The 21,649-nt window shown below is 46.9% G+C and carries 27 protein-coding genes; 21 read left to right on the top strand and 6 right to left on the bottom strand.

What is annotated here, in order from left to right:
* The first annotated feature begins 4 nt into the window (after nucleotides 1-4).
* Complete coding sequence (locus F9L33_RS02525) at nucleotides 5-574, top strand: NUDIX domain-containing protein (RefSeq protein ID WP_152141156.1); 570 nt, start codon at nucleotides 5-7, stop codon at nucleotides 572-574.
* Here the strand turns inward: F9L33_RS02525 and F9L33_RS02530 are convergent.
* Nucleotides 563-1,018, bottom strand: a complete 456-nt coding sequence (locus F9L33_RS02530) for an Lrp/AsnC family transcriptional regulator (protein WP_152141157.1) — start codon at nucleotides 1,016-1,018, stop codon at nucleotides 563-565. The genes F9L33_RS02525 and F9L33_RS02530 overlap by 12 nt on opposite strands.
* A gap of 112 nt (nucleotides 1,019-1,130) precedes the next feature.
* Here F9L33_RS02530 and F9L33_RS02535 point away from each other — a divergent pair, with 112 nt between their 5' ends.
* Entirely contained in the window at nucleotides 1,131-1,337 is a 207-nt protein-coding gene (locus F9L33_RS02535) for a DUF6356 family protein (protein ID WP_152141158.1), read from the top strand.
* On the top strand, nucleotides 1,337-2,134 hold the full coding sequence (locus tag F9L33_RS02540; RefSeq protein ID WP_152141159.1) for a class II glutamine amidotransferase: 798 nt from the start codon (nucleotides 1,337-1,339) through the stop codon (nucleotides 2,132-2,134). The genes F9L33_RS02535 and F9L33_RS02540 overlap by 1 nt, the downstream gene beginning before the upstream one ends.
* Here F9L33_RS02540 and F9L33_RS02545 read toward each other — a convergent pair.
* Together F9L33_RS02545 and F9L33_RS02550 are read right to left on the bottom strand one after the other, a co-directional pair.
* Nucleotides 2,131-2,466 carry a multidrug efflux SMR transporter gene (locus F9L33_RS02545; protein ID WP_152141160.1) on the bottom strand — a complete coding sequence of 112 codons (336 nt, stop codon included), beginning with the start codon at nucleotides 2,464-2,466 and terminating at the stop codon, nucleotides 2,131-2,133. The genes F9L33_RS02540 and F9L33_RS02545 overlap by 4 nt on opposite strands.
* A 62-nt stretch (nucleotides 2,467-2,528) precedes the next feature.
* Entirely contained in the window at nucleotides 2,529-3,743 is a 1,215-nt protein-coding gene (locus tag F9L33_RS02550) for an NADP-dependent isocitrate dehydrogenase (protein WP_152141161.1), read from the bottom strand.
* 247 nt (nucleotides 3,744-3,990) lie between these two features.
* On the opposite strand from F9L33_RS02550, the gene F9L33_RS02555 reads away from it, so the two are divergent.
* The 3 genes from F9L33_RS02555 to F9L33_RS02565 all read left to right on the top strand — a co-directional run bounded on the left by F9L33_RS02555 (nucleotide 3,991) and on the right by F9L33_RS02565 (nucleotide 6,513).
* Nucleotides 3,991-4,761, top strand: coding sequence for an RNA methyltransferase (locus F9L33_RS02555; protein ID WP_152141162.1), 771 nt, complete (start codon nucleotides 3,991-3,993; stop codon nucleotides 4,759-4,761).
* A gap of 56 nt (nucleotides 4,762-4,817) precedes the next feature.
* Nucleotides 4,818-5,954, top strand: coding sequence for a heme A synthase (gene ctaA, locus F9L33_RS02560; protein ID WP_152141163.1), 1,137 nt, complete (start codon nucleotides 4,818-4,820; stop codon nucleotides 5,952-5,954).
* Nucleotides 5,955-6,078: 124 nt separating this feature from the next.
* The gene (locus F9L33_RS02565; RefSeq protein WP_152141164.1) at nucleotides 6,079-6,513 is read left to right on the top strand and encodes a RidA family protein; all 435 of its coding nucleotides are present in this window, start codon (nucleotides 6,079-6,081) and stop codon (nucleotides 6,511-6,513) included.
* Nucleotides 6,514-6,569: 56 nt separating this feature from the next.
* Here the strand turns inward: F9L33_RS02565 and F9L33_RS02570 are convergent, their stop codons facing one another.
* Nucleotides 6,570-7,364 (bottom strand): enoyl-CoA hydratase, encoded by a 795-nt coding sequence (locus F9L33_RS02570; protein WP_152141165.1) that lies wholly within the window; start codon nucleotides 7,362-7,364, stop codon nucleotides 6,570-6,572.
* 44 nt (nucleotides 7,365-7,408) lie between these two features.
* On the opposite strand from F9L33_RS02570, the gene F9L33_RS02575 reads away from it, so the two are divergent.
* The 15 genes from F9L33_RS02575 to F9L33_RS15700 all read left to right on the top strand — a co-directional run bounded on the left by F9L33_RS02575 (nucleotide 7,409) and on the right by F9L33_RS15700 (nucleotide 18,686).
* Complete coding sequence (locus tag F9L33_RS02575) at nucleotides 7,409-7,828, top strand: PaaI family thioesterase (protein ID WP_152141166.1); 420 nt, start codon at nucleotides 7,409-7,411, stop codon at nucleotides 7,826-7,828.
* A gap of 151 nt (nucleotides 7,829-7,979) precedes the next feature.
* Nucleotides 7,980-8,447 carry a 50S ribosomal protein L13 gene (gene rplM, locus F9L33_RS02580; protein WP_152141167.1) on the top strand — a complete coding sequence of 156 codons (468 nt, stop codon included), beginning with the start codon at nucleotides 7,980-7,982 and terminating at the stop codon, nucleotides 8,445-8,447.
* Complete coding sequence (rpsI, locus tag F9L33_RS02585) at nucleotides 8,444-8,938, top strand: 30S ribosomal protein S9 (protein ID WP_152141168.1); 495 nt, start codon at nucleotides 8,444-8,446, stop codon at nucleotides 8,936-8,938. The genes rplM and rpsI overlap by 4 nt, the downstream gene beginning before the upstream one ends.
* Before the next feature lie 87 nt (nucleotides 8,939-9,025).
* Nucleotides 9,026-9,628 carry a GntR family transcriptional regulator gene (locus F9L33_RS02590; RefSeq protein ID WP_152141169.1) on the top strand — a complete coding sequence of 201 codons (603 nt, stop codon included), beginning with the start codon at nucleotides 9,026-9,028 and terminating at the stop codon, nucleotides 9,626-9,628.
* Nucleotides 9,629-9,709: 81 nt separating this feature from the next.
* Nucleotides 9,710-10,270, top strand: coding sequence for a biotin transporter BioY (locus F9L33_RS02595; RefSeq protein ID WP_226803913.1), 561 nt, complete (start codon nucleotides 9,710-9,712; stop codon nucleotides 10,268-10,270).
* Nucleotides 10,270-11,226, top strand: a complete 957-nt coding sequence (bioB, locus tag F9L33_RS02600; protein WP_152141170.1) for a biotin synthase BioB — start codon at nucleotides 10,270-10,272, stop codon at nucleotides 11,224-11,226. Before F9L33_RS02595 ends, bioB begins: the two co-directional genes overlap by 1 nt.
* A 387-nt stretch (nucleotides 11,227-11,613) precedes the next feature.
* Nucleotides 11,614-12,426 carry a glutamate racemase gene (locus F9L33_RS02605; protein WP_152141171.1) on the top strand — a complete coding sequence of 271 codons (813 nt, stop codon included), beginning with the start codon at nucleotides 11,614-11,616 and terminating at the stop codon, nucleotides 12,424-12,426.
* A 53-nt stretch (nucleotides 12,427-12,479) separates the two neighbouring features.
* Nucleotides 12,480-13,514, top strand: a complete 1,035-nt coding sequence (argC, locus tag F9L33_RS02610; protein WP_152141172.1) for an N-acetyl-gamma-glutamyl-phosphate reductase — start codon at nucleotides 12,480-12,482, stop codon at nucleotides 13,512-13,514.
* Entirely contained in the window at nucleotides 13,514-13,957 is a 444-nt protein-coding gene (gene ccmE / locus F9L33_RS02615) for a cytochrome c maturation protein CcmE (protein WP_152141173.1), read from the top strand. Before argC ends, ccmE begins: the two co-directional genes overlap by 1 nt.
* 58 nt (nucleotides 13,958-14,015) lie before the next feature.
* Nucleotides 14,016-14,627 carry a holin-associated N-acetylmuramidase gene (locus F9L33_RS02620; RefSeq protein ID WP_152141881.1) on the top strand — a complete coding sequence of 204 codons (612 nt, stop codon included), beginning with the start codon at nucleotides 14,016-14,018 and terminating at the stop codon, nucleotides 14,625-14,627.
* Complete coding sequence (locus F9L33_RS02625; protein ID WP_152141174.1) at nucleotides 14,618-15,091, top strand: holin family protein; 474 nt, start codon at nucleotides 14,618-14,620, stop codon at nucleotides 15,089-15,091. The genes F9L33_RS02620 and F9L33_RS02625 overlap by 10 nt, the downstream gene beginning before the upstream one ends.
* 66 nt (nucleotides 15,092-15,157) lie before the next feature.
* On the top strand, nucleotides 15,158-17,128 hold the full coding sequence (locus tag F9L33_RS02630) for a heme lyase CcmF/NrfE family subunit (protein ID WP_152141175.1): 1,971 nt from the start codon (nucleotides 15,158-15,160) through the stop codon (nucleotides 17,126-17,128).
* Nucleotides 17,129-17,132: 4 nt separating this feature from the next.
* Nucleotides 17,133-17,576: a cytochrome c-type biogenesis protein gene (locus tag F9L33_RS02635; RefSeq protein WP_152141176.1), complete on the top strand. Its 444-nt coding sequence runs from the start codon at nucleotides 17,133-17,135 to the stop codon at nucleotides 17,574-17,576.
* A gap of 48 nt (nucleotides 17,577-17,624) precedes the next feature.
* Nucleotides 17,625-18,401 (top strand): enoyl-CoA hydratase-related protein, encoded by a 777-nt coding sequence (locus F9L33_RS02640; protein ID WP_152141177.1) that lies wholly within the window; start codon nucleotides 17,625-17,627, stop codon nucleotides 18,399-18,401.
* Nucleotides 18,402-18,548: 147 nt separating this feature from the next.
* Nucleotides 18,549-18,686: a hypothetical protein gene (locus F9L33_RS15700; RefSeq protein WP_193221948.1), complete on the top strand. Its 138-nt coding sequence runs from the start codon at nucleotides 18,549-18,551 to the stop codon at nucleotides 18,684-18,686.
* A gap of 90 nt (nucleotides 18,687-18,776) precedes the next feature.
* Here the strand turns inward: F9L33_RS15700 and gltA are convergent, their stop codons facing one another.
* Both gltA and gltX read right to left on the bottom strand, forming a co-directional pair.
* The gene (gene gltA / locus F9L33_RS02645) at nucleotides 18,777-20,072 is read right to left on the bottom strand and encodes a citrate synthase (protein ID WP_152141178.1); all 1,296 of its coding nucleotides are present in this window, start codon (nucleotides 20,070-20,072) and stop codon (nucleotides 18,777-18,779) included.
* Nucleotides 20,073-20,173: 101 nt separating this feature from the next.
* Nucleotides 20,174-21,583: a glutamate--tRNA ligase gene (gene gltX / locus F9L33_RS02650; RefSeq protein ID WP_152141179.1), complete on the bottom strand. Its 1,410-nt coding sequence runs from the start codon at nucleotides 21,581-21,583 to the stop codon at nucleotides 20,174-20,176.
* Nucleotides 21,584-21,649 lie beyond the last annotated feature (66 nt).

A 21,649-nucleotide genomic window follows, 5' to 3' on the forward strand; every position in this document is an offset into this window, starting at 1 on the left:
AACAATGACTGATTTCATTCGCCATATTTCCAAGACGGTATTGGTGGATGGATGGAAGCGGTTTTCTGAATTCACATATGAGCTGCGCAACCGTGATGGGTCATGGCAGAAACAAACGCGTGAAGTGTATGAGCGCGGTTCTGCGGTGACGTGTTTGTTGCGTAATCCTAATACGGATAATGTTTTATTAACACGTCAATTTCGATTGCCATGTCATTTGATTGGGCGTGATGCGTTTCTGATTGAAGCCCCTGCTGGGATGTTGGATGGGGCTGATCCTGTCGAACGGATGCGGTTGGAATTGGAAGAGGAAACGGGGTTTTCTGTTTCTAAAATGACCCGATTGTTTGATTTGATTTCATCGCCCGGTGGGGTGGATGAAACAGTGGTGTATTATGTCGGTGAATACCGTGCATCTGATCGGGTATCCGATGGGGGTGGTGTTGTTGATGAGGGCGAAGATATTGAAGTTTTGGAAGTACCCTTAGATGATGCACTGCATATGATCACCACGGGCGAGATTTATGACGCGAAAACAGTGATCTTACTTCAACACTATGCGCTACAGCGGTAGTGCTGTTGTTTCCTTAATCTCTTCCATCACGAAACTGGCGGATACATCAGCCAAGGTCACCTTTTGAATTAGACGCTGGTATAGACGGTCATAGGCGGCCATATCTGCGACTTGAGCGCGGATCAGATAGTCCAGATCGCCACTCATGCGGTATGCGCCCAAGATTTCAGGCATAGAGCGTGTGGCGCTGGCAAATTGGTTTAACCAATCGGGATCGTGCTTGTTGGTTCTAACTGAAATAAACACACTTAAGCCCACATCCAGTTTTTCGGCGTCTAATATGGCGACACGCGATTTGATAAAACCTGCGTCCTCTAAGTTTTTGATGCGGCGCCAACAGGCATTGCGGGACAGACCAACGGATTCGCCTAAATCCTCTAGGCCTAGTGTGGCGTCGCGTTGCAAGTGTTGCAGTATTTGTGTGTCTATGTGATCTATTTTCATAAAGTTACTATATACTGGGATATTTTCACAATAAAGAAGAAAATTACCTTAACTTTGGGACGTTTTTACGTTGGGCGTCTGATATTGTGTGAAAAACAACAGGAGTAGCCCCATGATACGCAAAATTTTCCTAGATCACCCAGCATCTGTAGATGAGACATTTATTGAGCATTTCTTCTTTGCTTTGAAGTTTTCGTCCACTTTGTTTGCCGCTGCTTTCGCTGCATTGCTTCACGCCTTTGTGCCTTGTGCGTGTGAAAAAACGGCGAGTAAGATCGTTGCTAAGCTATATGCAAAGACGCATAATCGAGGTGCTTAATGTGTAGATGGGCGGCCTATATTGGCGAACCTGTTTTTATCGAAGGACTTTTGTTTGACCCGAGCCATTCGTTGATCAAGCAAAGTAAGCAGGCTGAAGAATGTAAAACGGCGATTAATGCCGATGGGTTTGGATTGGCGTGGTATCACGCAAGGCCAGAGCCGGGATTGTACCGTGATGTGTACCCTGCGTGGTCCGATCCGAATTTGAAATCCATTGCCAGTCAAATTCAAACGGGGTTGTTTTTGGCGCATGTGCGTGCCTCCACGGGATCTGCGATCAGTCGTAACAATTGCCATCCGTTTGCTGTGGGCAATTGGAGTTTCATGCACAACGGCCAAATTGGTGGGTTTGAGATGTTTCGTAAAAAGGCGGATATGTTGATCCCAGATGAGTTGTATCAATACCGCAAGGGGGCGACGGACAGCGAAGTGCTGTTTTTATTGGCTTTGGGGTATGGGTTGAACAAGCATCCCTCTAAAGCATTGTCGCGTGCCGTTTTGGAAATGCAGGGCATGTCAGAGCAATATGGCACGGGGCCTGCAATGCGGTTGTCTGCGGCATTTTCAAATGGGAATGATCTCTATGCGGTGCGTTATGCGTCAGATGATCGTGCGCCGTCTTTGTATTATCGCCGTAATGAAGATCAAAACGGATGGGCCGTTGTTTCAGAACCTTTGGATATGTCCGAAGAGGGTTGGATTGAGGTTCAGAACGGTGAGATGTGTTGTTTTCGCAAAAACGGCGTGCATAAAACGCAGTTTTTGTCAGAGTGCCATGAACCAATCGCTGTTTAATGCGGTGTGCTGTTTGAAAACACGTTGATTACGATCACGCCCAACATGATCAAGCCGATGCCGATGTAGGCGGCTAAATCCAAACTCTGTTTGAAAATTACGATGCCGATGATGGTGATTAAGACAATCCCCAATCCCGACCATAATGCGTAGACCACGCCAATGGGCATGTATTTTAGGGTGAGGGATAGAAAATAAAATGCTGCGCCAAAACAGATCAATACGCCAATACTGGGCAGGGGTTTTGTGAACTCTGCGCTGGCTTTGATACAGGCTGTGCCTGCGGTTTCACAGACAACGGCGATGATCAGATAGATGTAATGTACTGGCATTTGATATCCCAATAAAAAAGGGCGGCTTATAAAGCCGCCCCTGAATGCTAATCTGCTTTGGCTTAACCTGCCAAGGCTTTGTTTAGGTTCTCGTCGATTTTTTCCAAGAAACCTTCTGTTGTGAGCCAGCCTTGGTTTGGACCAACCAATAGAGCCAAGTCTTTGGTCATATGGCCGTTTTCAACAGTGTTGATGATTGTTTTTTCCAAAGTCACGGCAAATTCTTTTAGCTTTTCGTTGCCGTCTAGTTTTGCGCGGTGCTTTAGACCACCTGTCCATGCATAGATAGATGCGATGGAGTTTGTTGATGTGGCTTCGCCTTTTTGGTGCTGGCGGTAGTGACGTGTCACTGTGCCGTGTGCTGCTTCTGCTTCGACAATCTTGCCGTCTGGTGTCATCAACTGTGATGTCATCAGGCCCAGTGAACCGTAACCTTGTGCCACTGTGTCTGATTGCACGTCGCCATCGTAGTTTTTACAGGCCCAAACATAACCACCTGACCATTTCAGGGCAGAGGCAACCATATCATCGATCAAGCGGTGCTCGTAGTGAATGCCAGCTTTTTTGAACTCTTCTTCGAATTCGTTTTCATAGACTTCTTGGAAGATGTCTTTGAAACGACCGTCATAGGCTTTTAGGATTGTGTTCTTTGTTGACAGATACACAGGCCAACCAAGGTTCAAACCGTAGTTCATTGAGGCGCGTGCAAAGTCATAGATAGAGGCATCAAGGTTATACATACCCATTGTGATGCCTGAACCTGGTGCATCGAACATGTCTTTTTCGATGATTGTGCCGTCTTTACCTTCGAATTTAATTGAAAGTTTACCTTCGCTTGGGAAAAGGAAGTCTGTTGCTTTGTATTGGTCGCCAAATGCGTGGCGGCCCACAACGATTGGCTTTGTCCAACCTGGGACAAGGCGTGGAACGTTGCTACAGATGATTGGCTGGCGGAAGATCACACCGCCAAGGATGTTGCGGATTGTGCCGTTTGGCGAACGCCACATCTTTTTCAAACCGAACTCTTCTACGCGCGCTTCATCTGGTGTGATGGTCGCACATTTTACGCCAACGCCGTATTTTTTGATGGCTTCAGCGGAATCGATTGTGATTTGGTCGTTGGTTTCGTCACGGACTTCCATGCCGAGGTCATAGTATTTCAAATCGATGTCTAGATATGGAAGGATGAGTTTCTCTTTGATGAAGTGCCAAATAATGCGTGTCATTTCATCACCGTCTAACTCTACGACAGGATTTTCTACTTTGATCTTGGTCATGTGTAACCTCTGGTTATTGGAATCGGAACTTGGCTTATCTATCCCAAGTATCGAAAAATTGAAAGGTCAGTATACAAATGTATACGGACTTTATGTGTAAAGTTTGCGTGCTTTAAGCCACTATAACCGCTGTACTAAGGGAATACGAATTTTATGTGACACTGGTTACTTATGCGTGTGCGGTAGCTTGCACTTAATCTAAGTGGAGCGTATCACGCTGCCAACGACTTTTGGAGCCCTAAAACACATGTCAGGTACAGATCACAGCCAAGCTACGGAATGGAATGGCCCGCAACCCAGTATTATCCTTGTGGAACCGCAAATGGGGGAAAATATCGGTTCTGCTGCGCGGGCGATGTATAACTTTGGGCTGGAATGGATGCGTTTGGTTCATCCGCGTGATGGTTGGCCCAATCAGAAGGCTGTGGCAACGGCATCGGGTGCAGCGCGTGTTTTGGATCAGATCAAAGTGACAGAAACCACTGCGGATGCTGTTGAAGATCTGAATTATGTGTTTGCGACAACTGCGCGGACGCGGGATTTAACCAAGCCGATTATGACACCAGAGCGGGCAATGGCGCATGCGCGGGCGTTGATTGGTGAGGGGCAAAAGGTTGGCGTTTTGTTTGGGCCAGAGCGGGCAGGGTTGGCGAATGACGATATTGTGCGGGCAAATGCGTTGATATCTGTGCCTGTGAACCCTGCGTTTGCATCGCTAAATCTTGCGCAATGTGTTTTGTTGCTTGCCTATGAATGGCGCAGGCAAGAAGCGGATGTGCCAGCAGAAGCGATGGCATTGGCTGGAACGGAGTTTGCGACAGGCATTGAGGTTGAGAAGTTATCGGAACGTTTGGAAGAGCGATTGAGCGAGCGTAATTTCTTTTGGCCTGAGGATAAGGCGGAAAGTATGCGTTTGAATCTACGCAACCTGTTTTCACGTATGCCGCTGACTGGTGCGGATGTGCGGACATTACACGGTGTGTTCCGTGGGTTGGTCAAAAAACCGCAGGATGACTAGATTACTTGTCGGATTGAACCAGACGCCCTAGATTACCGCAAAATGGAGAAAGACCCATGAGCAAGCAACGCAGTATTTTCGAAGAAGTCGCCAGCGATAAACCCAAATCCGAAGCCCCAAAAGGTGGTTTGATTGATGGGGATCGTGGGGGATCACGCAAGGCTGTTGCGCGGTGGTTATTGATCCTGTTTAAGCTTGTTGTTTTGATGATTGTTGTGGGTGGTTTGACCCGTTTAACAGACAGCGGATTGTCAATTACAGAATGGAAACCTATTACAGGTGCCATTCCACCGTTAAATGAAGCGGATTGGATGTCAGAGTTCGAAAAGTATAAGAATATACCTGAGTATATCCTGCAAAACGCAGGTATGACGTTGCAAGAGTTCAAGACGATTTATTGGTGGGAATGGGGTCATCGCCAACTTGGACGCCTTGTTGGGCTGGTTTGGGCCGTTGGTTTCGTCTTTTTCTTAGCGACAAAACGCATTCCAAAAGGTTGGACATTGCGCCTGCTTGGTGTGGGTGCTTTGGGCGGTCTGCAAGGTGCGATTGGCTGGTGGATGGTATCCTCTGGTCTTGAGGGGCGCATGGTTGATGTGGCCTCTTACCGTTTGGCCACGCATCTGGGTTTGGCGTTTGTTATTCTGACAGTACTCATTTGGTACGTTTGGCTGTTGAAGCGTGAAGAAATGGATTTGTTCCAAGCACGCCGTCAGGCGGATGCGCGTTTGGCGCGTATTGGTAAAATCTTACTGGGGCTTGTGTTTGTGCAGATTATACTTGGCGCATTGGTGGCTGGTATTGATGCAGGGCGTGGATATATCGATTGGCCGATGATGAATGGGGAATTCCTGCCATCCGAAAGCTTTGATTACGAACCGTTTTGGACGAACTTCTTTGAAAACCCTGCTTTGGTACAGTTCAATCACCGTATGTTGGGCTATATTGTATTGGCATTTGCTGTGTTTGCATGGTTGCAAAGCCGTGCTTCGGCACTTGTTTCTGTACGCAAATCGTTCAAATGGGCGCTATTCTTTACGATTGGTCAGATGATTTTGGGTATCTTCACTGTGCTTTATGCAGCCCCTTGGAGCATCGCGATTGTGCATCAGTTGGGTGCTGTAGCGGTGATCGTTCTGGTGCTGCGCGCTGTGTTCTCTGTCACATACCCTGCGACGCAAAAACTGCGTTAAGCCCATTACCAGAGTTGGTGACAAAACCAAGAGACGCTTTAGGGATTGCAATGATGGCTTATTTGTCGTTGCCTTGGTTTCTAGGATGGTGATTACCAACCGCTGATATTGTGAGGTTCGTAAATTGGCTACAGCATATAACCCCAAGGCAGTTTGGACTCCATTTGGTGCGTTTTCACAGGCGGTGGTTGCAGGTGAAGGGCGACTTGTGTTTCTAAAGGGACAGGTTGCTCTTGATGCTGACGGTGCAGTCGTTGGGGAGGGGGACATGGTGCGGCAGGTTGAGCAAGTTCTCGATAATATCCAAAATGTCCTAGGGTCTTTTGGTGGTCGAATGGCTGATATAGTCTCTTTAACCCAGCACACCACTGATATCGCTGCCTTTATGGAGTGTGGTTCCATCCGACAGCGCTATTTTAATGAGCCATATCCCGTTACGACGACGATCGAGGTGTCGGCACTCTATGACACGCGGCTGAAAATTGAGATTACCGCGATAGCAGAGATTCCAGTGGATCGGTTTGATGGATCGTTAGATGGGCGACACATGCACGGTTGAGCGATTTACGTTCATTTTTGAAGGCGTCCGTAGGAGATCCTATGCCTTGATCATAGTTAAGGATTTTGCCAAGTCGGATCGCGTTTTTCTAGGAATGCGGCGATGCCTTCTTCGGTGTCTTTATACATCATATTGGCGGCCATAACCTCGCCAGTATAGCTGTAAGCCTCTATTATAGGCATTTGAAGTTGTTCATAAAATGCTTGTTTGCCGATTCTGACGGCTTTGCCGAGTTTGCCCGCAACGGTTTGCGCCAATTCCAGTGTTTCTTTGTTTAAATGTTCATCTGGAACAGCACGATTGATCAGCCCTAATCCTTCGGCTTCTGATGCAAGGATAAACTGTCCTGTGGTCAGCATTTCGAATGTTTTCTTACGCCCGATGTTGCGTGATAGAGCGACCATTGGGGTTGAACAGAACAGGCCGATGTTTACACCGTTTACACCGAAACGGCAGGTATCAGCAGCAATTGCCATGTCGCATGTTGCAACCAATTGGCAGCCAGCGGCGGTTGCGATGCCGTGGGCCTGAGCAATAACAGGCTGGGGCAGGGTCAGAATGCGCTGCATCACGGCACCACAACGGGTGAAGAGATCGGCGAAATAGGCAGCGCCACCATCGGAGTTTGCACGACCTGCGGTCATTTCCTTGAGATCATGGCCTGCACAAAAGGCATTTCCTGCGCCTTTTAGAATAACAGCGCGGCAGGTTTCTGTTTCTGCAATCTCATCTAACGCAGAATGCAGGGTTGCAAGCATATCATCAGAGAGCGCATTGAGCGAATTTGGACGGTTTAACGTTAAGATCGTTACGTCACCTATGTCTTTACGCAGTAGAATTTCTGAGGTCATAGTGCAAACCTATAGTAGCTGAATAATTTGGGGGAGCGTGGCATATGGAATTAAAGATGACAATCGCAGAGATTACTGCGTTTTTGGAAAAAGTATTCCCGCAGATTGATAATGATTTCGATGTGATTTCGCTGAGCTCAGAAGAAGTCGTTGTACGAATGAATGTTAAGGAAAGACATTTGCGTCCAGGTGGCACTGTATCGGGGCCATCTATGTTTGCTTTGGCGGATGTGTCCTATTATATCGCGACATTGGCGTTTATTGGGCCAGAGGCGCTGACTGTAACCACGAACTGTTCGATTGATTTTATGCGCAAACCTGCGGCAACGGATATGATTGCCAAGGCAAGGGTGCTGAAATTGGGGCGTACATTGTCTGTTGGCGATGTGTTATTATATTCAGAAGGGCAAGAAGAGCCTGTAGCGCGGGCGAATTTGACATATGCGATCCCGCCAAAGCGGTAATTTTGTGGGGTATTATTATACCTAATTTTTAACGCATTGTTATTGCTTAATAATTACGGTTTTATCTGTGTTGACTTAACCCCATAAACCCTTAGAACCCCCATATCAGTTTCGGCACATCCCGTGCCATCAACCCTATGGGAAGAAAACAATGAAAACTTTTTCAGCTACTCCTGCTGATATTGAGAAAAAATGGCTTATCATCGACGCTGAAGGCGTTGTACTTGGTCGTTTGGCATCAATCATCGCAATGCGCTTGCGCGGTAAGCACAAGCCAACGTTCACTCCTTCAATGGATATGGGCGACAACGTTATTGTTATCAATGCAGACAAAGTGCAGATGACTGGCAAAAAACGTACAGACAAAATTCACTATTGGCACACTGGTTACCCGGGCGGTATCAAATCCCGCACTGCTGGCCAAATCTTGGAAGGTAAATTCCCAGAGCGTCTGTTGGAAAAAGCCGTACAACGTATGTTGCCAGGCGGTCCATTGTCACGTGAGCAAATGCGTAACCTACGCATCTACGCAGGTGCAGAGCACCCACATGAGGCACAAAACCCAGAAGTTCTAGACGTAAAAGCTATGAACCCTAAAAACACACGGAGCCAATCATGAGCGACGACATCAAATCATTGGACGACTTGAAAGAAGCCGTTGGCGAAGTTACAGCCGCAGAAGCTGTTGCAGCTGCCGTAACACGTGAGCCAGTTCGTGACGAATTGGGCCGTTCATACGCAACTGGTAAACGTAAAGATGCTGTTGCACGTGTTTGGATTAAACCAGGTTCAGGTAAAGTTGTTGTAAACGGCCGTGACCAATCTGTTTATTTTGCACGCCCAGTGTTGCAAATGGTTCTAGCACAGCCTTTCGAAGTTGCTGGCGTTGAAGGCGAATTCGACGTGATGGCAACTGTAAAAGGTGGCGGTCTGTCAGGCCAAGCTGGTGCGGTTAAGCACGGTATTTCAAAAGCATTGCAACTTTATGAACCATCATTGCGTGGTGTATTGAAAGCTGCTGGCTTCTTAACACGTGATGCACGTGTTGTTGAACGTAAGAAATATGGCCGCCGCAAAGCGCGTCGTAGCTTCCAGTTCTCTAAGCGTTAAGCTTTACACTATACGAATTTCGAAAAGGCCAGCGTTTCGCTGGCCTTTTTTTGTTGCATAGCTTCCTTGGTCTATTAAAACGATCATATGGGAAAATTATCTATAAAATCAGAAGTGATCGCTGAAACGCTTGTGGAAGAGATCATTCGTGGAGAATTCGAGCAGGGCGCGCGATTGGGGCAGGATCACCTGGCTGAGCGGTTTGAATGTAGCCATGTGCCTGTCAGAGAAGCATTGCAAAAGCTCATACAAATGGAATTGGCAACGTCAGAGCCGCGGCGCGGCGTGCGTGTTGTATCTTTGGGGCAAGCAGATCATGCAGAGATTCTGGACATGCGGTTAGCTTTAGAACCTTTGGCTCTAAGGGGCGCTGTTCACTCTTTAAATTCTAATGTCATTGGGAATATCAATGTTTTGCGTGATGAATGCGATGCAGCTAAAAATGCAATTGAATGGGAAAAAGCAAACCGTGCGTTTCATTATGCCATCTTAGCCCCCTGCGGTCAGCCGCGCCTATTACAGCGTATTGCAGAGTTACAACGACTGTCAGCCCATCGTTTCCATGCATTGTGGCGCAAGCAGTGGGTTCAGATGGCGGATCGTGAGCATGCTGCGCTTGTCCATGCGATGGCACGCGGGGATGCTGATGCGGCCTGTACTGTTCTTACTAAGCATTTACGGCGACAATAAGTATAATCGCTCCTTTACTATAGATAATTTCGATGCAAAAATAGACAAGAATCATTTTTTATCTATAAAAGGAATTTTGCTTTGAATATTACAACTTTAGCATCGCGTGATAATACGATGTTTGTCGCGAAAATTCTGGTTTCTGTTTGCCTTTTGACAGCTTCAGCAAAACTCGCTGTACCGTTTTGGCCTGTACCAATGACAATGCAGGTGGGTGCTGTTTTGCTGATTGCAGGCCTTGGTGGGCTGCGGTTTGGCACATTAAGCATACTTTCCTATATGGCTGTGGGTGCAGCTGGTTTGCCTGTTTTTTCTGGTACCCCAGAAAAAGGTATTGGTCTGGCATATATTGTGGGGCCAACAGGTGGGTATCTGTTGGGGTTCTTCGTGGCTGCTGCACTAGTGGGTTGGGTTACTGATCACTATGGCCGTGCATTTTCTGCACTGGCCATGTGTATTGGATTGTTGTGCATATATGGTTTTGGCCTTGCATGGCTGGCAGCGTTTGTGCCCGCTCATAAAGTCATCGCTTACGGTCTTGCGCCATTTTGGATGGGCGACCTGTTTAAGTTAGTTTTGGCAGCGTTGGTAACATTCATCATGCCTGCAAAAGTGGTTGCTTGGATCAAAGGAACGCACTGATGTTGGATGGTAATACGACTGATGTATCGGATCTGGCTAATGTCGCAGAGAAATACCTGCGGCTGCCGCTATTAACGCTGATCCATGAAGCGGCAGATGTGCATCGAATGCACCATGATGTGGAAGATATTCAAAAAGCCAGCTTGCTGAGTATAAAGACAGGGGGGTGTCCTGAAGATTGTGCATATTGCCCGCAGTCTGCTCATCACAAAGAGGTGGGCTTGCAAAAAGAGCATTTCATGGAGCCTGCGCGTGTTGTGGCAATGGCTGGTCGTGCTCAAAAAGCGGGTGCTGAGCGGTTTTGCATGGGGGCTGCTTGGCGCAAGGTGCGTGATGGTGCCGAGTTTGATGCGGTGTTGGATATGATACGAGGGGTTCGAAGCTTGGGCATGGAAGCCTGTGTGACATTGGGCATGCTACAGCCCCATCAGGCGGAGGCTTTGGCCAATGCGGGATTGACGGCATACAACCATAATCTGGATACGGGGCCTGAGTTTTATGCCAATATCATTGGCACACGTACATATCGTGACCGTTTGGAGACGCTGAATTATGTGCGTGCAGCGGGTATATCGGTGTGTTGTGGAGGTATCATCGGTATGGGCGAGAGCTTACGAGATCGCGCCGAAATGCTGGCGGTTCTTGCCAGTTTTGCCCCGCAACCTGAAAGTGTTCCAATAAATGCATTGATACCTGTCAAAGGAACGCCTCTTGGGCATTTGCCGCGTGTGCGTTCACCAGAGATAATCCGTATGGTGGCAACAGCACGTATTATGATGCCAGAAACGCGTGTGCGTTTGTCGGCAGGGCGTGATGGGTTTTCAGTCAGCGATCAAATCTTGTGCTTTGTGGCAGGGGCAAATTCTATTTTTTATGGTGATGTGCTTTTGACGGCGCCCAATAGTGGAATTTCATTGGATGATGAACTTTTCGATACGCTTGCAGCTTTATCATAAACAGTTTTTTGAACATGTCATTGTGTGGCGTGTCATAAAGAATGGGTGAGGGTGATTTGAATATATGTAAAGTGGCTAGGTTATTCAAAAATCGAGGACGACGGTGGCTCACACCTGTTTCGACAGGACAAGTGGTCGCTTTTATTTAGTTTATCAGTCATGCGCATTATGCGCTGCGTATGAAGATACTCCTTTGTGGATTTGAGAAGAATATTCGGAAAAATATTATTTTAATGAAATAAATTACTATTTCAGGCAATTAAATATTGCACTTTTCGAAGGATTGTAGTGTTGTGGTTAACTTTTGACATGACGGGGCATATGGACTTTTCCCCTAAAACATAGATACATCTGTCCTAGAATTTAAATATGAGGACAATTATTAGAATGCCAGTCGGAGTTTTCGATAGTGGATTGGGCGGCCTAACCGTTTATCGTGGTATTCAGGAACGGATGCCAGATTTGAAGTTATCCTACATCGGGGACAATATGCATGCGCCATACGGTGTGCGTGATGCGGATGATATTTATAATCTGACTTGTAGAAGTGTTGAGCGGTTGTGGGATGAGGGGTGCAATCTTGCGATCCTTGCCTGTAATACGGCAACTGCTGTGGCTTGTAAGCGTATGCAAGAAGAATGGGTCCCCAAGGATAAGCGCGTACTTGGGGTATTTGTGCCGCTGATTGAGGCGTTAACAGAACGCGATTGGGGTGATAATTCCGCACCGCGCGAGGTTGCTGTGAAACAAGTGGCGTTGTTTGCGACACCTGCAACTGTTGCCAGTCGTGCGTTTCAACGTGAATTGGCGTTTCGGGCTGTTGGTGTGGATGTAGAGGCACAACCCTGTGCCGGTTTGGTTGATGCATTGGAGGACAATGATCTGGAATTGGCCGAAGCCATGGTACGCAGTCATGTCACGGCATTGAAGCGGCGTATGCCGAACCCGCAATCTGCTATCCTTGGGTGTACGCATTACCCGATTTTGGAGCATGTTTTTCAAAGTGCCTTGGGGGATGACGTGAAAGTGTTCTCGCAGGCGAATATCGTGGCGGCATCGCTGGAAGATTACCTGAAACGTCATCCTGATATGGTTGGGACAGATACAGAAGGGCGTTTTTTGACGACGGGCGACCCGCAAGCTGTATCTGATGCGGCAACACGGTTTCTGTCAAAGTCGCTACGATTTGAAGCAGCCTGATTGTCATTTGCGGATGAATCTCTTAAGTCATTCTTGAATTAAGGAGAATTATCATGTCTGCACCAAAAAATATCGCGATCCTAGGGGCCTCTGGCTATACAGGCGCTGAATTGGTGCGCTTGATTGCGACACATCCTATGATGCGTATTGTTGCGCTGACAGCTGAACGTAAAGCTGGTTTGGAAATGGGGGCAGTGTTCCCGCATTTGCGCCATTTGGATTTACCGTCGTTGGTGAAAATCGATGAGGTTGATTTTGCAGGTGTGGATTTATGCTTTTGTGCATTGCCACATGCGACCAGCCAAAAGGTGATCTCTGCTTTGCCAAAAACATTGAAAGTTGTTGATTTATCAGCAGATTTCAGACTGCGGGATCCAGAAGAATATGCCAAATGGTATGGTGGTCAGCATGATGCATTGGAATGTCAGGCAGAAGCGGTTTACGGGCTGACGGAATTTTACCGTGACGACATTAAAGACGCGCGTTTGGTTGCGGGTACGGGCTGTAATGCAGCAACTGGTCAATATGCGTTGCGCCCTTTGATTGCGGCGGATGTGATTGATCTGGATGAGATTATTATTGATCTGAAAACTGGTGTCAGCGGTGCTGGACGTGCATTGAAAGAGAACCTGTTGCATGCGGAATTGTCTGAAGGGGCGCATCCTTATGCGATTGGAGGCACACACCGCCATTTGGCAGAGTTTGATCAGGAATTCAGTGCGATTGCAGGGCGGCCTGTGAAAGTTCAGTTCACGCCGACATTGCTGCCTGCGAACCGTGGGATCATTGCAAATGTCTATGTTAAGGGCGATGCGCAAGTAATTTATGACACGTTGGCAGCGGCTTATGCGGATGAACCGTTTATTGAGATGTTGCCGTTTGGTGAGGCACCAAGCACACGTCATGTGCGCGGCTCAAACTATTGCCACATCGGTGTGACAGCAGATCGTATTTCTGGGCGTGCTATGGTGATTGCGGCTTTGGATAATTTGACCAAGGGGTCGTCAGGTCAGGCCCTGCAAAATGCCAACCTGATGTTGGGATTACCAGAAGCGATGGGACTGGAGCTTGCTCCTGTATTTCCATAATGGCGGTTGGACTTAAGAAAAAACGCCGTATCCAGTTGATTATTATTGGGTTTGTGCTGTTGGCTGTTTCGACAGCATTAATAGGCTATGCTGCGAAAGACGGGATCGAGTTTTTCCGCAGCCCAAGTCAGGTTGCTGAAAATACGCCACCCGAAACGGAAACTTTTCGCATTGGTGGATTGGTGGAAGAGGGCAGTCTTGTTCGTAATGGTGAGAATGCCAGTTTTGTTGTGACCGATGGTGGTGCCTCTGTGCCTGTTACCTTTACGGGAATATTGCCAGATTTGTTTAGTGAAGGAACGGGCATGATCGGAACTGGTAAGTTGATAAATGGCACGTTTGAAGCGCGCGAAATTCTTGCCAAGCACGATGAAAACTATCTGCCGAAAGAAGTGGCAGATGCCTTAAAAGAACAAGGTGTTTTCAAAGAGAACGCTCAATAAATTAATCCGTAAGGTTTTTGTCTAAGTCTTATTCCACGTTTAGAAGTGGGGTAAGATGATGGATAGTGTTGATACGATTGCCGCAGAAATTGTGCATCGCGAAGGCGGGTTTGTGAATGATCCTGATGATCCAGGTGGGGCCACAAAATATGGTGTAACCATTCATACAATGCGCCGTTTGGGGTTGGATTTAACAGGTGATGGGCAGATTGATGTAAATGATGTAAGGCGCTTAAGCGTTGCACAAGCCGTTGATATTTTTAAGAAACACTATTTTTATAAACCTAAGATTGATCAACTGCCAAATGCTTTGCAAGTCAGTGTGTTTGATATGCAAGTCAATGCAGGCGGCACAGCAATTAAGTTGTTGCAAAAGTTGTTGAATGCCTTTGGAGAAGATGTTGTCGCGGACGGTGCATTAGGGCCGCAGAGTATTGAGGCAGCTGGGCGGGTTTTCATGAAAGCTCCTGATCATTTAGTGGACGCTTATGGCATTGAGCGGCGCAATTATTATTACCGTTTGGCAGATAAACGGCCCAAGTCCCGCAAGTATGCGCGTAGACGGAATGGCGGCAAAGGTGGCTGGATCATTCGAGCAGAAGAATTCATTGCAGAACGGTTTCATCTGACACAGGCAGAACATATAGAAAGGACAGCACAATGGGTGTGATTGGTAAGATATTGGGTATTGGCAAAGCTGTTGATCATGTGGGCGGCGCTGTTGAAAACGTGGCAGAGGTGTTCGTTTCAAACCGAACCAAAGCGTTGCAAGCTGCACATGGACAATATGCATCTGAATTTGGTGGACCATCGCATGGACCGTTTGATGATTTTGTGAATGGGTTAAACCGTTTACCGCGCCCGATATTGGCATTGGGGACAGTTGGGTTGTTTGTCTATGCTATGATTGACCCTTATGCGTTTTCAATTCGTATGCAGGGGTTGGATACTGTGCCTGATCAACTGTGGTGGTTATTAGGGGCGATTGTGTCGTTTTATTTTGGTGCACGTGAATTACATCACGCACGTCGCCGAAAGCTGCAACGCAAAATAGAGCCGCAAAGTTTTGCTGTTATGGCGGGGAAAAGTAGTGAAAATGCGGCCTTGGATGAATGGCGCGGATTGAACCGCTAACGCGGCAGTCTGTCCACTTACGGAAATTTCATTTGTAGCTGGCATGGGACGGACTATAGTCCCCCTATGACAGCAGAACTTGGACATTTTGCAACGCTCTTGGCGTTTGTAGTGGCACTTTTACAGTCGGTTATCCCCTTGGTTGGTGCGCAACGTAATCAAGCCAGCTGGATGGCGGCAGGTATGCCTATGGCAATTGCACAGTTCCTGTTGATTGGATTTGCTTTTGTGATGCTTACGCTTGCCTTTGTGACGTCTGATTTCTCTGTGGCTTTGGTGGCGTATAACTCGCATTCCTTAAAACCTATGCTTTATAAAGTGTCTGGTGTTTGGGGGAATCACGAAGGATCAATGTTGTTGTGGATCCTTATCCTTACAATTTACGGCGCTTTGGTTGCGTGGTTCGGAGGAAATTTACCTGACCGTTTGAAAGCACGAGTATTGTCCGTTCAGGCAATGATCTCGGTTGCCTTTTTGGCGTTCTTGATCTTTACATCAAACCCTTTTGAACGATTGCCAAACCCACCAATTGATGGCAACGACTTGAATCCATTGTTGCAAGACCCTGGTTTGGCGTTTCATCCACCATTCCTTTACTTGGGGTATGTTGGCCTCTCTATGAGCTTTAGTTTTGCAATTGCGGCTTTGATCGAAGGCCGCGTTGATGCAGCTTGGGCAAGGTGGGTGCGCCCGTGGACGCTATTGGCTTGGGTAAACCTGACCATTGGGATCGCACTTGGCTCTTGGTGGGCGTATTACGAACTTGGCTGGGGGGGCTGGTGGTTCTGGGATCCTGTTGAAAACGCATCCTTTATGCCTTGGTTGATTTCAGCGGCTTTACTGCATTCTGCAATCGTTGTGGAAAAACGTGATACCTTGAAAAGTTGGACGATTTTACTGGCGATATTAGCGTTTTCATTCTCATTAATAGGTACGTTTATTGTGCGTTCTGGTGTGATCACGTCGGTCCATGCCTTTGCAAATGATCCTGAACGCGGTGTGTTCATTCTGGTGATCCTAGTGATTGCAATTGGTGGGGCTTTAACGCTTTATGCGGCACGTGCTGGGCAGATGAAGGCGACGTCGGCGTTTAACATGATCAGTCGTGAATCTGGTTTGGTTATCAATAATTTATTGCTGGTTGTGGCCACTGGTGTTGTGTTTTGCGGGACGATTTGGCCTTTGGTGGCAGAGATTACAACGGGACGAAAACTATCGATCGGGGCACCGTTTTTTGATCTGGCATTCACGCCATTTATGGTGGCTTTGGCGATGATCTTGCCCATTGGGGCGATCATTCCTTGGAAGCGAGCGCAGTTAAAGAAATCTATGCAGCCGCTTTGGGGCGTTTTGGCGTTGTCCGTCGCATTGGGCGCTTTGGTTTGGACGATGCAAACTGGTGGCCGTATGTTGGGACCTATTGGGATTACATTGGCGACTTGGCTGATCCTTGGGGCTGTTGCAGAGCTTGGATCGCGTGCGAAAGTTGGCAAAGCTACGATTGCAGAAAATTTGCGTCGTTTGCGTAATTTACCGCGTTCTGACTGGGGGAAATCAGTTGCGCATGCTGGGCTTGGTCTGACGATTTTTGGGATTTCTGCGATCACGGCTTGGGAAGTGGAAGATATCCGCGTTGCCAAAGCGGGTGATCGGTTTGAGGTTGGTGGCTATGAATTCCTGTTCCACGGTGTGACCAAAGACAATGGCGCAAACTATAGTGTGGATCGCGGTGCAATCACGGCATTCAAAGATGGCGCAAAGGTTGCAACTCTGCAACCAGAGAAACGGTTCTACCCTGTACAACAAATGCCAACAACGGAAGCAGCGATTGATCAAAGCCTAACACGCGATTTATATGTGGCTTTGGGTGATCAGCAAAACGGCGGTTGGGCTGTGAGAACGTATGTAAAGCCTTTTGCCAATTGGATATGGATTGGTAGTATTGTTATGGCTTTGGGTGGGCTTTTAAGCCTGACAGACAGACGTTACCGCGTTGCGGCTGGTGTGCGCAAGATGCAAGCGGTTCCAGCGGAGTAGGGTGATGATACGGATTATTTTGACATTACTATTACTTGCCACGCCAGTATGGGCAGTGGAGCCTGATGAAATATTGACGGATTCTGGGTTGGAAAGCCGAGCGCGTGAGATTTCAAAGGAATTGCGTTGTTTGGTATGTAGAAATGAAAATATCGACAGTTCCAATGCTGGTATTGCCAAGGATTTACGGGTTTTGGTGCGCGAACGTTTGATTGCTGGTGATGATGATGAGCAAGTGATCGACTATGTGGTTGATCGCTACGGTGAATATGTTCTGCTAAAACCCCGTTTTAGCCTAAAGAATGCGATCCCATGGTTGGCAGGGCCAATACTATTTTTGTTGGGTTTGTTCTTTGCATTGAAGTTTATCGCGCGTCCACGTGCGGAACGGTTGGCGCAATTGACTACAGATGAAGAAAAGCGTCTGAACGATCTTTTGGATAAGTGACGCCACGAAAAACTTTGCAATCTTGTTATCTATGCGCATGGTTGTTTCATGACATATGAAACTATCCTTTATGATTTGACCGATGGTGTCGCGACAATCACTATCAACCGCCCAAATGTTCGCAATGGGTTAAATACAAAATGCCGGATAGAGTTGCTGGATGCTTTTAATAAGGCTGAGGGCGAGGCACGCACTATTGTTCTGACAGGGGCTGGAAAAGGTTTTTGCTCTGGTCAGGATTTGGCTGATGCAACCAGTTTTGATGATTTGGATTTAGAGAGCACATTGCGTGATGAATATGAACCGCTTCTGAAAAAGATATACAACTGTAATTTACCTACGATTGCTGCTGTGAATGGCGCAGCTGCAGGTGCTGGTGCTAATTTGGCATTGGCCTGTGATGTTGTGATTGCTGCGCAATCAGCAGTGTTTTTACAGGCGTTTACTAGGATTGGTTTGATACCAGATGCTGGAGGCACTTATTGGTTGCCGCGTCAGATGGGGTTCCCACGTGCGATGGGCGCTGCATTATTTGCGGAACCTGTAACAGCACAACAGGCAGCAGATTGGGGCATGATATGGGAAGCTGTTGCGGATGATGAATTTGTGGCTCATATCGCTAAACGAGCGGGCCATTTAGCCGAAGGGCCAACTGGTGCATACAAGTTGGTTAAACAAGCATTGCGACAGAGTTATGATAATACTGTTGATGATCAATTGACATTAGAGGCTAAGCTACAAGGCAAGGCTGGTAAATCACATGATTTCCGCGAAGGAGTTATGGCGTTTATGGAAAAACGTAAGCCTGATTATAAGGGAAGCTAATTTGCTTCCACATGGTGTTTCTGGAATTTGCCATAATCCTGTAATTTAATTGCCTTTAAAATGGCACTTTTTATCTTTAGCTAAATTTCAAGAACAGCTTTTTGAAGCAAAAAATGTAATGTGTATTTAGTAGGAGTAGTAAAAATCATGGATAATCAGATTCAATCTTTAAAGAATAAAACGAATTCGAAACAAGATGAGAAAAGGTTTCCAGCTTTTTTAATCTCTGCTTTGGCTCATATTGATGATAATTATACGACTAGCACGCCTGCGGATGCAAAGTAACATAGACCATTTTTTGACTTATTAAATTACGATGTTTAATAAAAAAGGCCGCTAGAAAAGCGGCCTTAGTCATTTCTATCAATTTAAAAATTAACGTTTGTCTAAATCAACGTAATCACGCTGCGTTGCACCTTTGTACAACTGGCGAGGACGGCCAATTTTTTGTGATGGGTCGTTTAGCATTTCTTGCCATTGTGTGATCCAACCCACTGTACGTGACAACGCAAAGATTGGTGTGAACATAGATGTTGGGAAACCCATCGCATCAAGAATGATACCAGAATAGAAGTCTACGTTCGGGTATAGTTTCTTGGATACGAAATATTCATCCTCAAGCGCAATACGCTCTAGTTCTTTGGCGATTTTCAATGTTTCGTTGTTTTCGATACCCAAAAGATCAAGCACTTCGTCAGCACTTTCTTTCATCACTTTTGCACGTGGATCGAAGTTTTTGTATACGCGGTGACCAAAGCCCATCAAACGGAATGGGTCTGATTTGTCTTTTGCGCGTGCTACATATTCTGGAATGCGGTCCACAGTGCCGATTTCACGTAGCATTTCCAAACAAGCTTGGTTTGCACCGCCGTGTGCAGGACCCCACAAACATGCGATACCAGCAGCTATACACGCAAATGGGTTCGCACCAGAAGAACCAGCCAAACGTACAGTTGATGTAGATGCGTTTTGTTCGTGATCAGCATGAAGTGTGAAAATACGGTCCATTGCTTTTGCAAGGATAGGATCAACAACATATTCTTCTGCAGGAACTGCAAAACACATACGTAAGAAGTTTGATGCGTAATCCAGTTTGTTGTCTGGGTAAACGAATGGTTGACCCGCAGAATATTTATAAGCCATCGCAGCAATCGTTGGGATTTTTGCAATCATGCGAATTGATGCGTGTTCACGTTGTTCTGGGTCAGAAATGTCTGTGCTGTCGTGGTAGAATGCAGACAAAGCACCCACAACACCACACATGATGGCCATTGGGTGCGCATCACGACGGAAACCACGGAACAAGAATTGCATCTGGTCGTGGACCATAGTGTGCGTTGTTATCTTGCGCTCAAAATCTATAAGTTTATCTTCTGTTGGCAGCTCGCCGTATAGTAATGTGTAACAAACTTCGATGTAGTTTGATTTTTCAGCCAATTGGTCAATTGGGTAGCCACGGTAAAGCAATTCACCTTTGCCGCCATCAATGTAAGTGATTGTTGAATCACATGATGCTGTTGAAGTGAAACCTGGATCATATGTGAATACACCACCTTGTGCATAAAGCTTTGTAATGTCGATGACATCAGGGCCTGCAGTTGGTGAATACATTGGCAAATCTAGTTCTTTATCGTCAAATGTAAGTTTAGCTGTACGTGGTGCGTCTGTCATATCATCCTCATTCCATTCTGGGCATTAGCCCCTTCAATAATTCTCGGACACCCTAAATGCATCCGAAATGGCCCCGTGCCATGTTCGATGAGCAGTCCAGATCAGTCTGGGTTTGCCGTGCTTGCGATCGTGTCTTCGATCCGTGCAAGCGTTTCATCTCTCCCAATCGCTACCATCATATCAAATGTGGATGGCGACTTCGTCGTGCCTGAAAGAACAACCTTCATCGGTTGCGCAACCTTTCCAAGCCCTAGACCTTCGGCTTCGGCGAAATTCCGAAATAATGCTTCAAGGTCTTCTTTCGTCCAGCTTTTAACCTCTGCTAGCAGCGGGGTCAATCGTTTCAGTATACCATTGAATACTGTATCAACGAATTTCTTATCGTTTTCGTCAGGCGCAAATGGTCGCGCGCCCAATAAGAAGCGTGCTTTGTCTAGGATTTCAGGCAGTTTTTTCGATCTTTCCCGTAGAATCGGCAAAGACGCCTCGATTTTTGCCATATCACTTGCTGACAATGGTTCTTGGCCTTGTGACGCAATGTAATCTGTTAAACCTTTTAACACGACCTCTGCTGGCGCGTTTTCGATGTGATGCTTGCTGACGTTGTCTAGTTTTTTGAAATCGAAACGGGCAGGGGCTTTGTTGATGCCGCTTAGATTGAACCATTCGATTGCTTGCTCTGTAGAAAACAATTCGTCATCCCCATGGCTCCAGCCAAGACGTGCTAGGTAATTGCGCATGGCTTCGGCAAGATATCCCATTGCGCGGTATTCTTCGGCACCTGTGGCACCGTGACGTTTGGATAATTTTTTGCCATCGTCACCAAAGATCAGGGGAATATGCGCAAACACAGGCACAGCCCAACCCATAGCTGTATAGATCAGGCTTTGACGGCCTGCATTGATCAGGTGATCATCCCCGCGAATGATGTGGGTCACGCCCATATCGTGGTCATCTACGACAACTGCTAACATATACGTTGGATTACCGTCTGAACGTAACAGGATCATGTCGTCAAATTCAGTATTTTTCCACGATACTTTGCCTTGGACTTCATCATGAATAGTCAAACCACCTTCGCGCGGCGCTTTAAGACGGACGGCATATGGGGCATCAGGTGCTGTTGCTGGATCAGCGTCACGCCATGGGCTTTGGAAAGCGCCATGTTTGCCTTCTGGTGTGGCGCGGAACGCTTCGATTTCTTCTTTGGTGGAATAGCATTTATAGGCGTGACCATTTGCCAACATTTCATTGGCCACTTCTACATGGCGATCACGACGTTCAAATTGGCTGTATGCGTCACCATCCCAATCAAGACCAAGCCATTTCATACCTTCAAAGATGGCTTGTGTTGCAGCATCAGTTGAACGTTCACGATCAGTGTCTTCGATCCGCAGTAAAAATTTTCCGCCATTCGCACGGGCATAAAGCCAGTTGAACAAAGCGGTGCGTGCACCCCCAATGTGCAAATAACCTGTTGGGGATGGGGCAAAACGGGTGACGACAGACATAAGCCTTAACCTCTTAGAAACTATAATAAAGATAATGTTGTCTTGGTTTAGGCATTTGACATCGGA

Origin of the sequence: Amylibacter sp. SFDW26 (genome assembly GCF_009184395.1) — a bacterium.
In the GTDB taxonomy this organism is placed as follows: Bacteria; Pseudomonadota; Alphaproteobacteria; order Rhodobacterales; family Rhodobacteraceae; genus Amylibacter.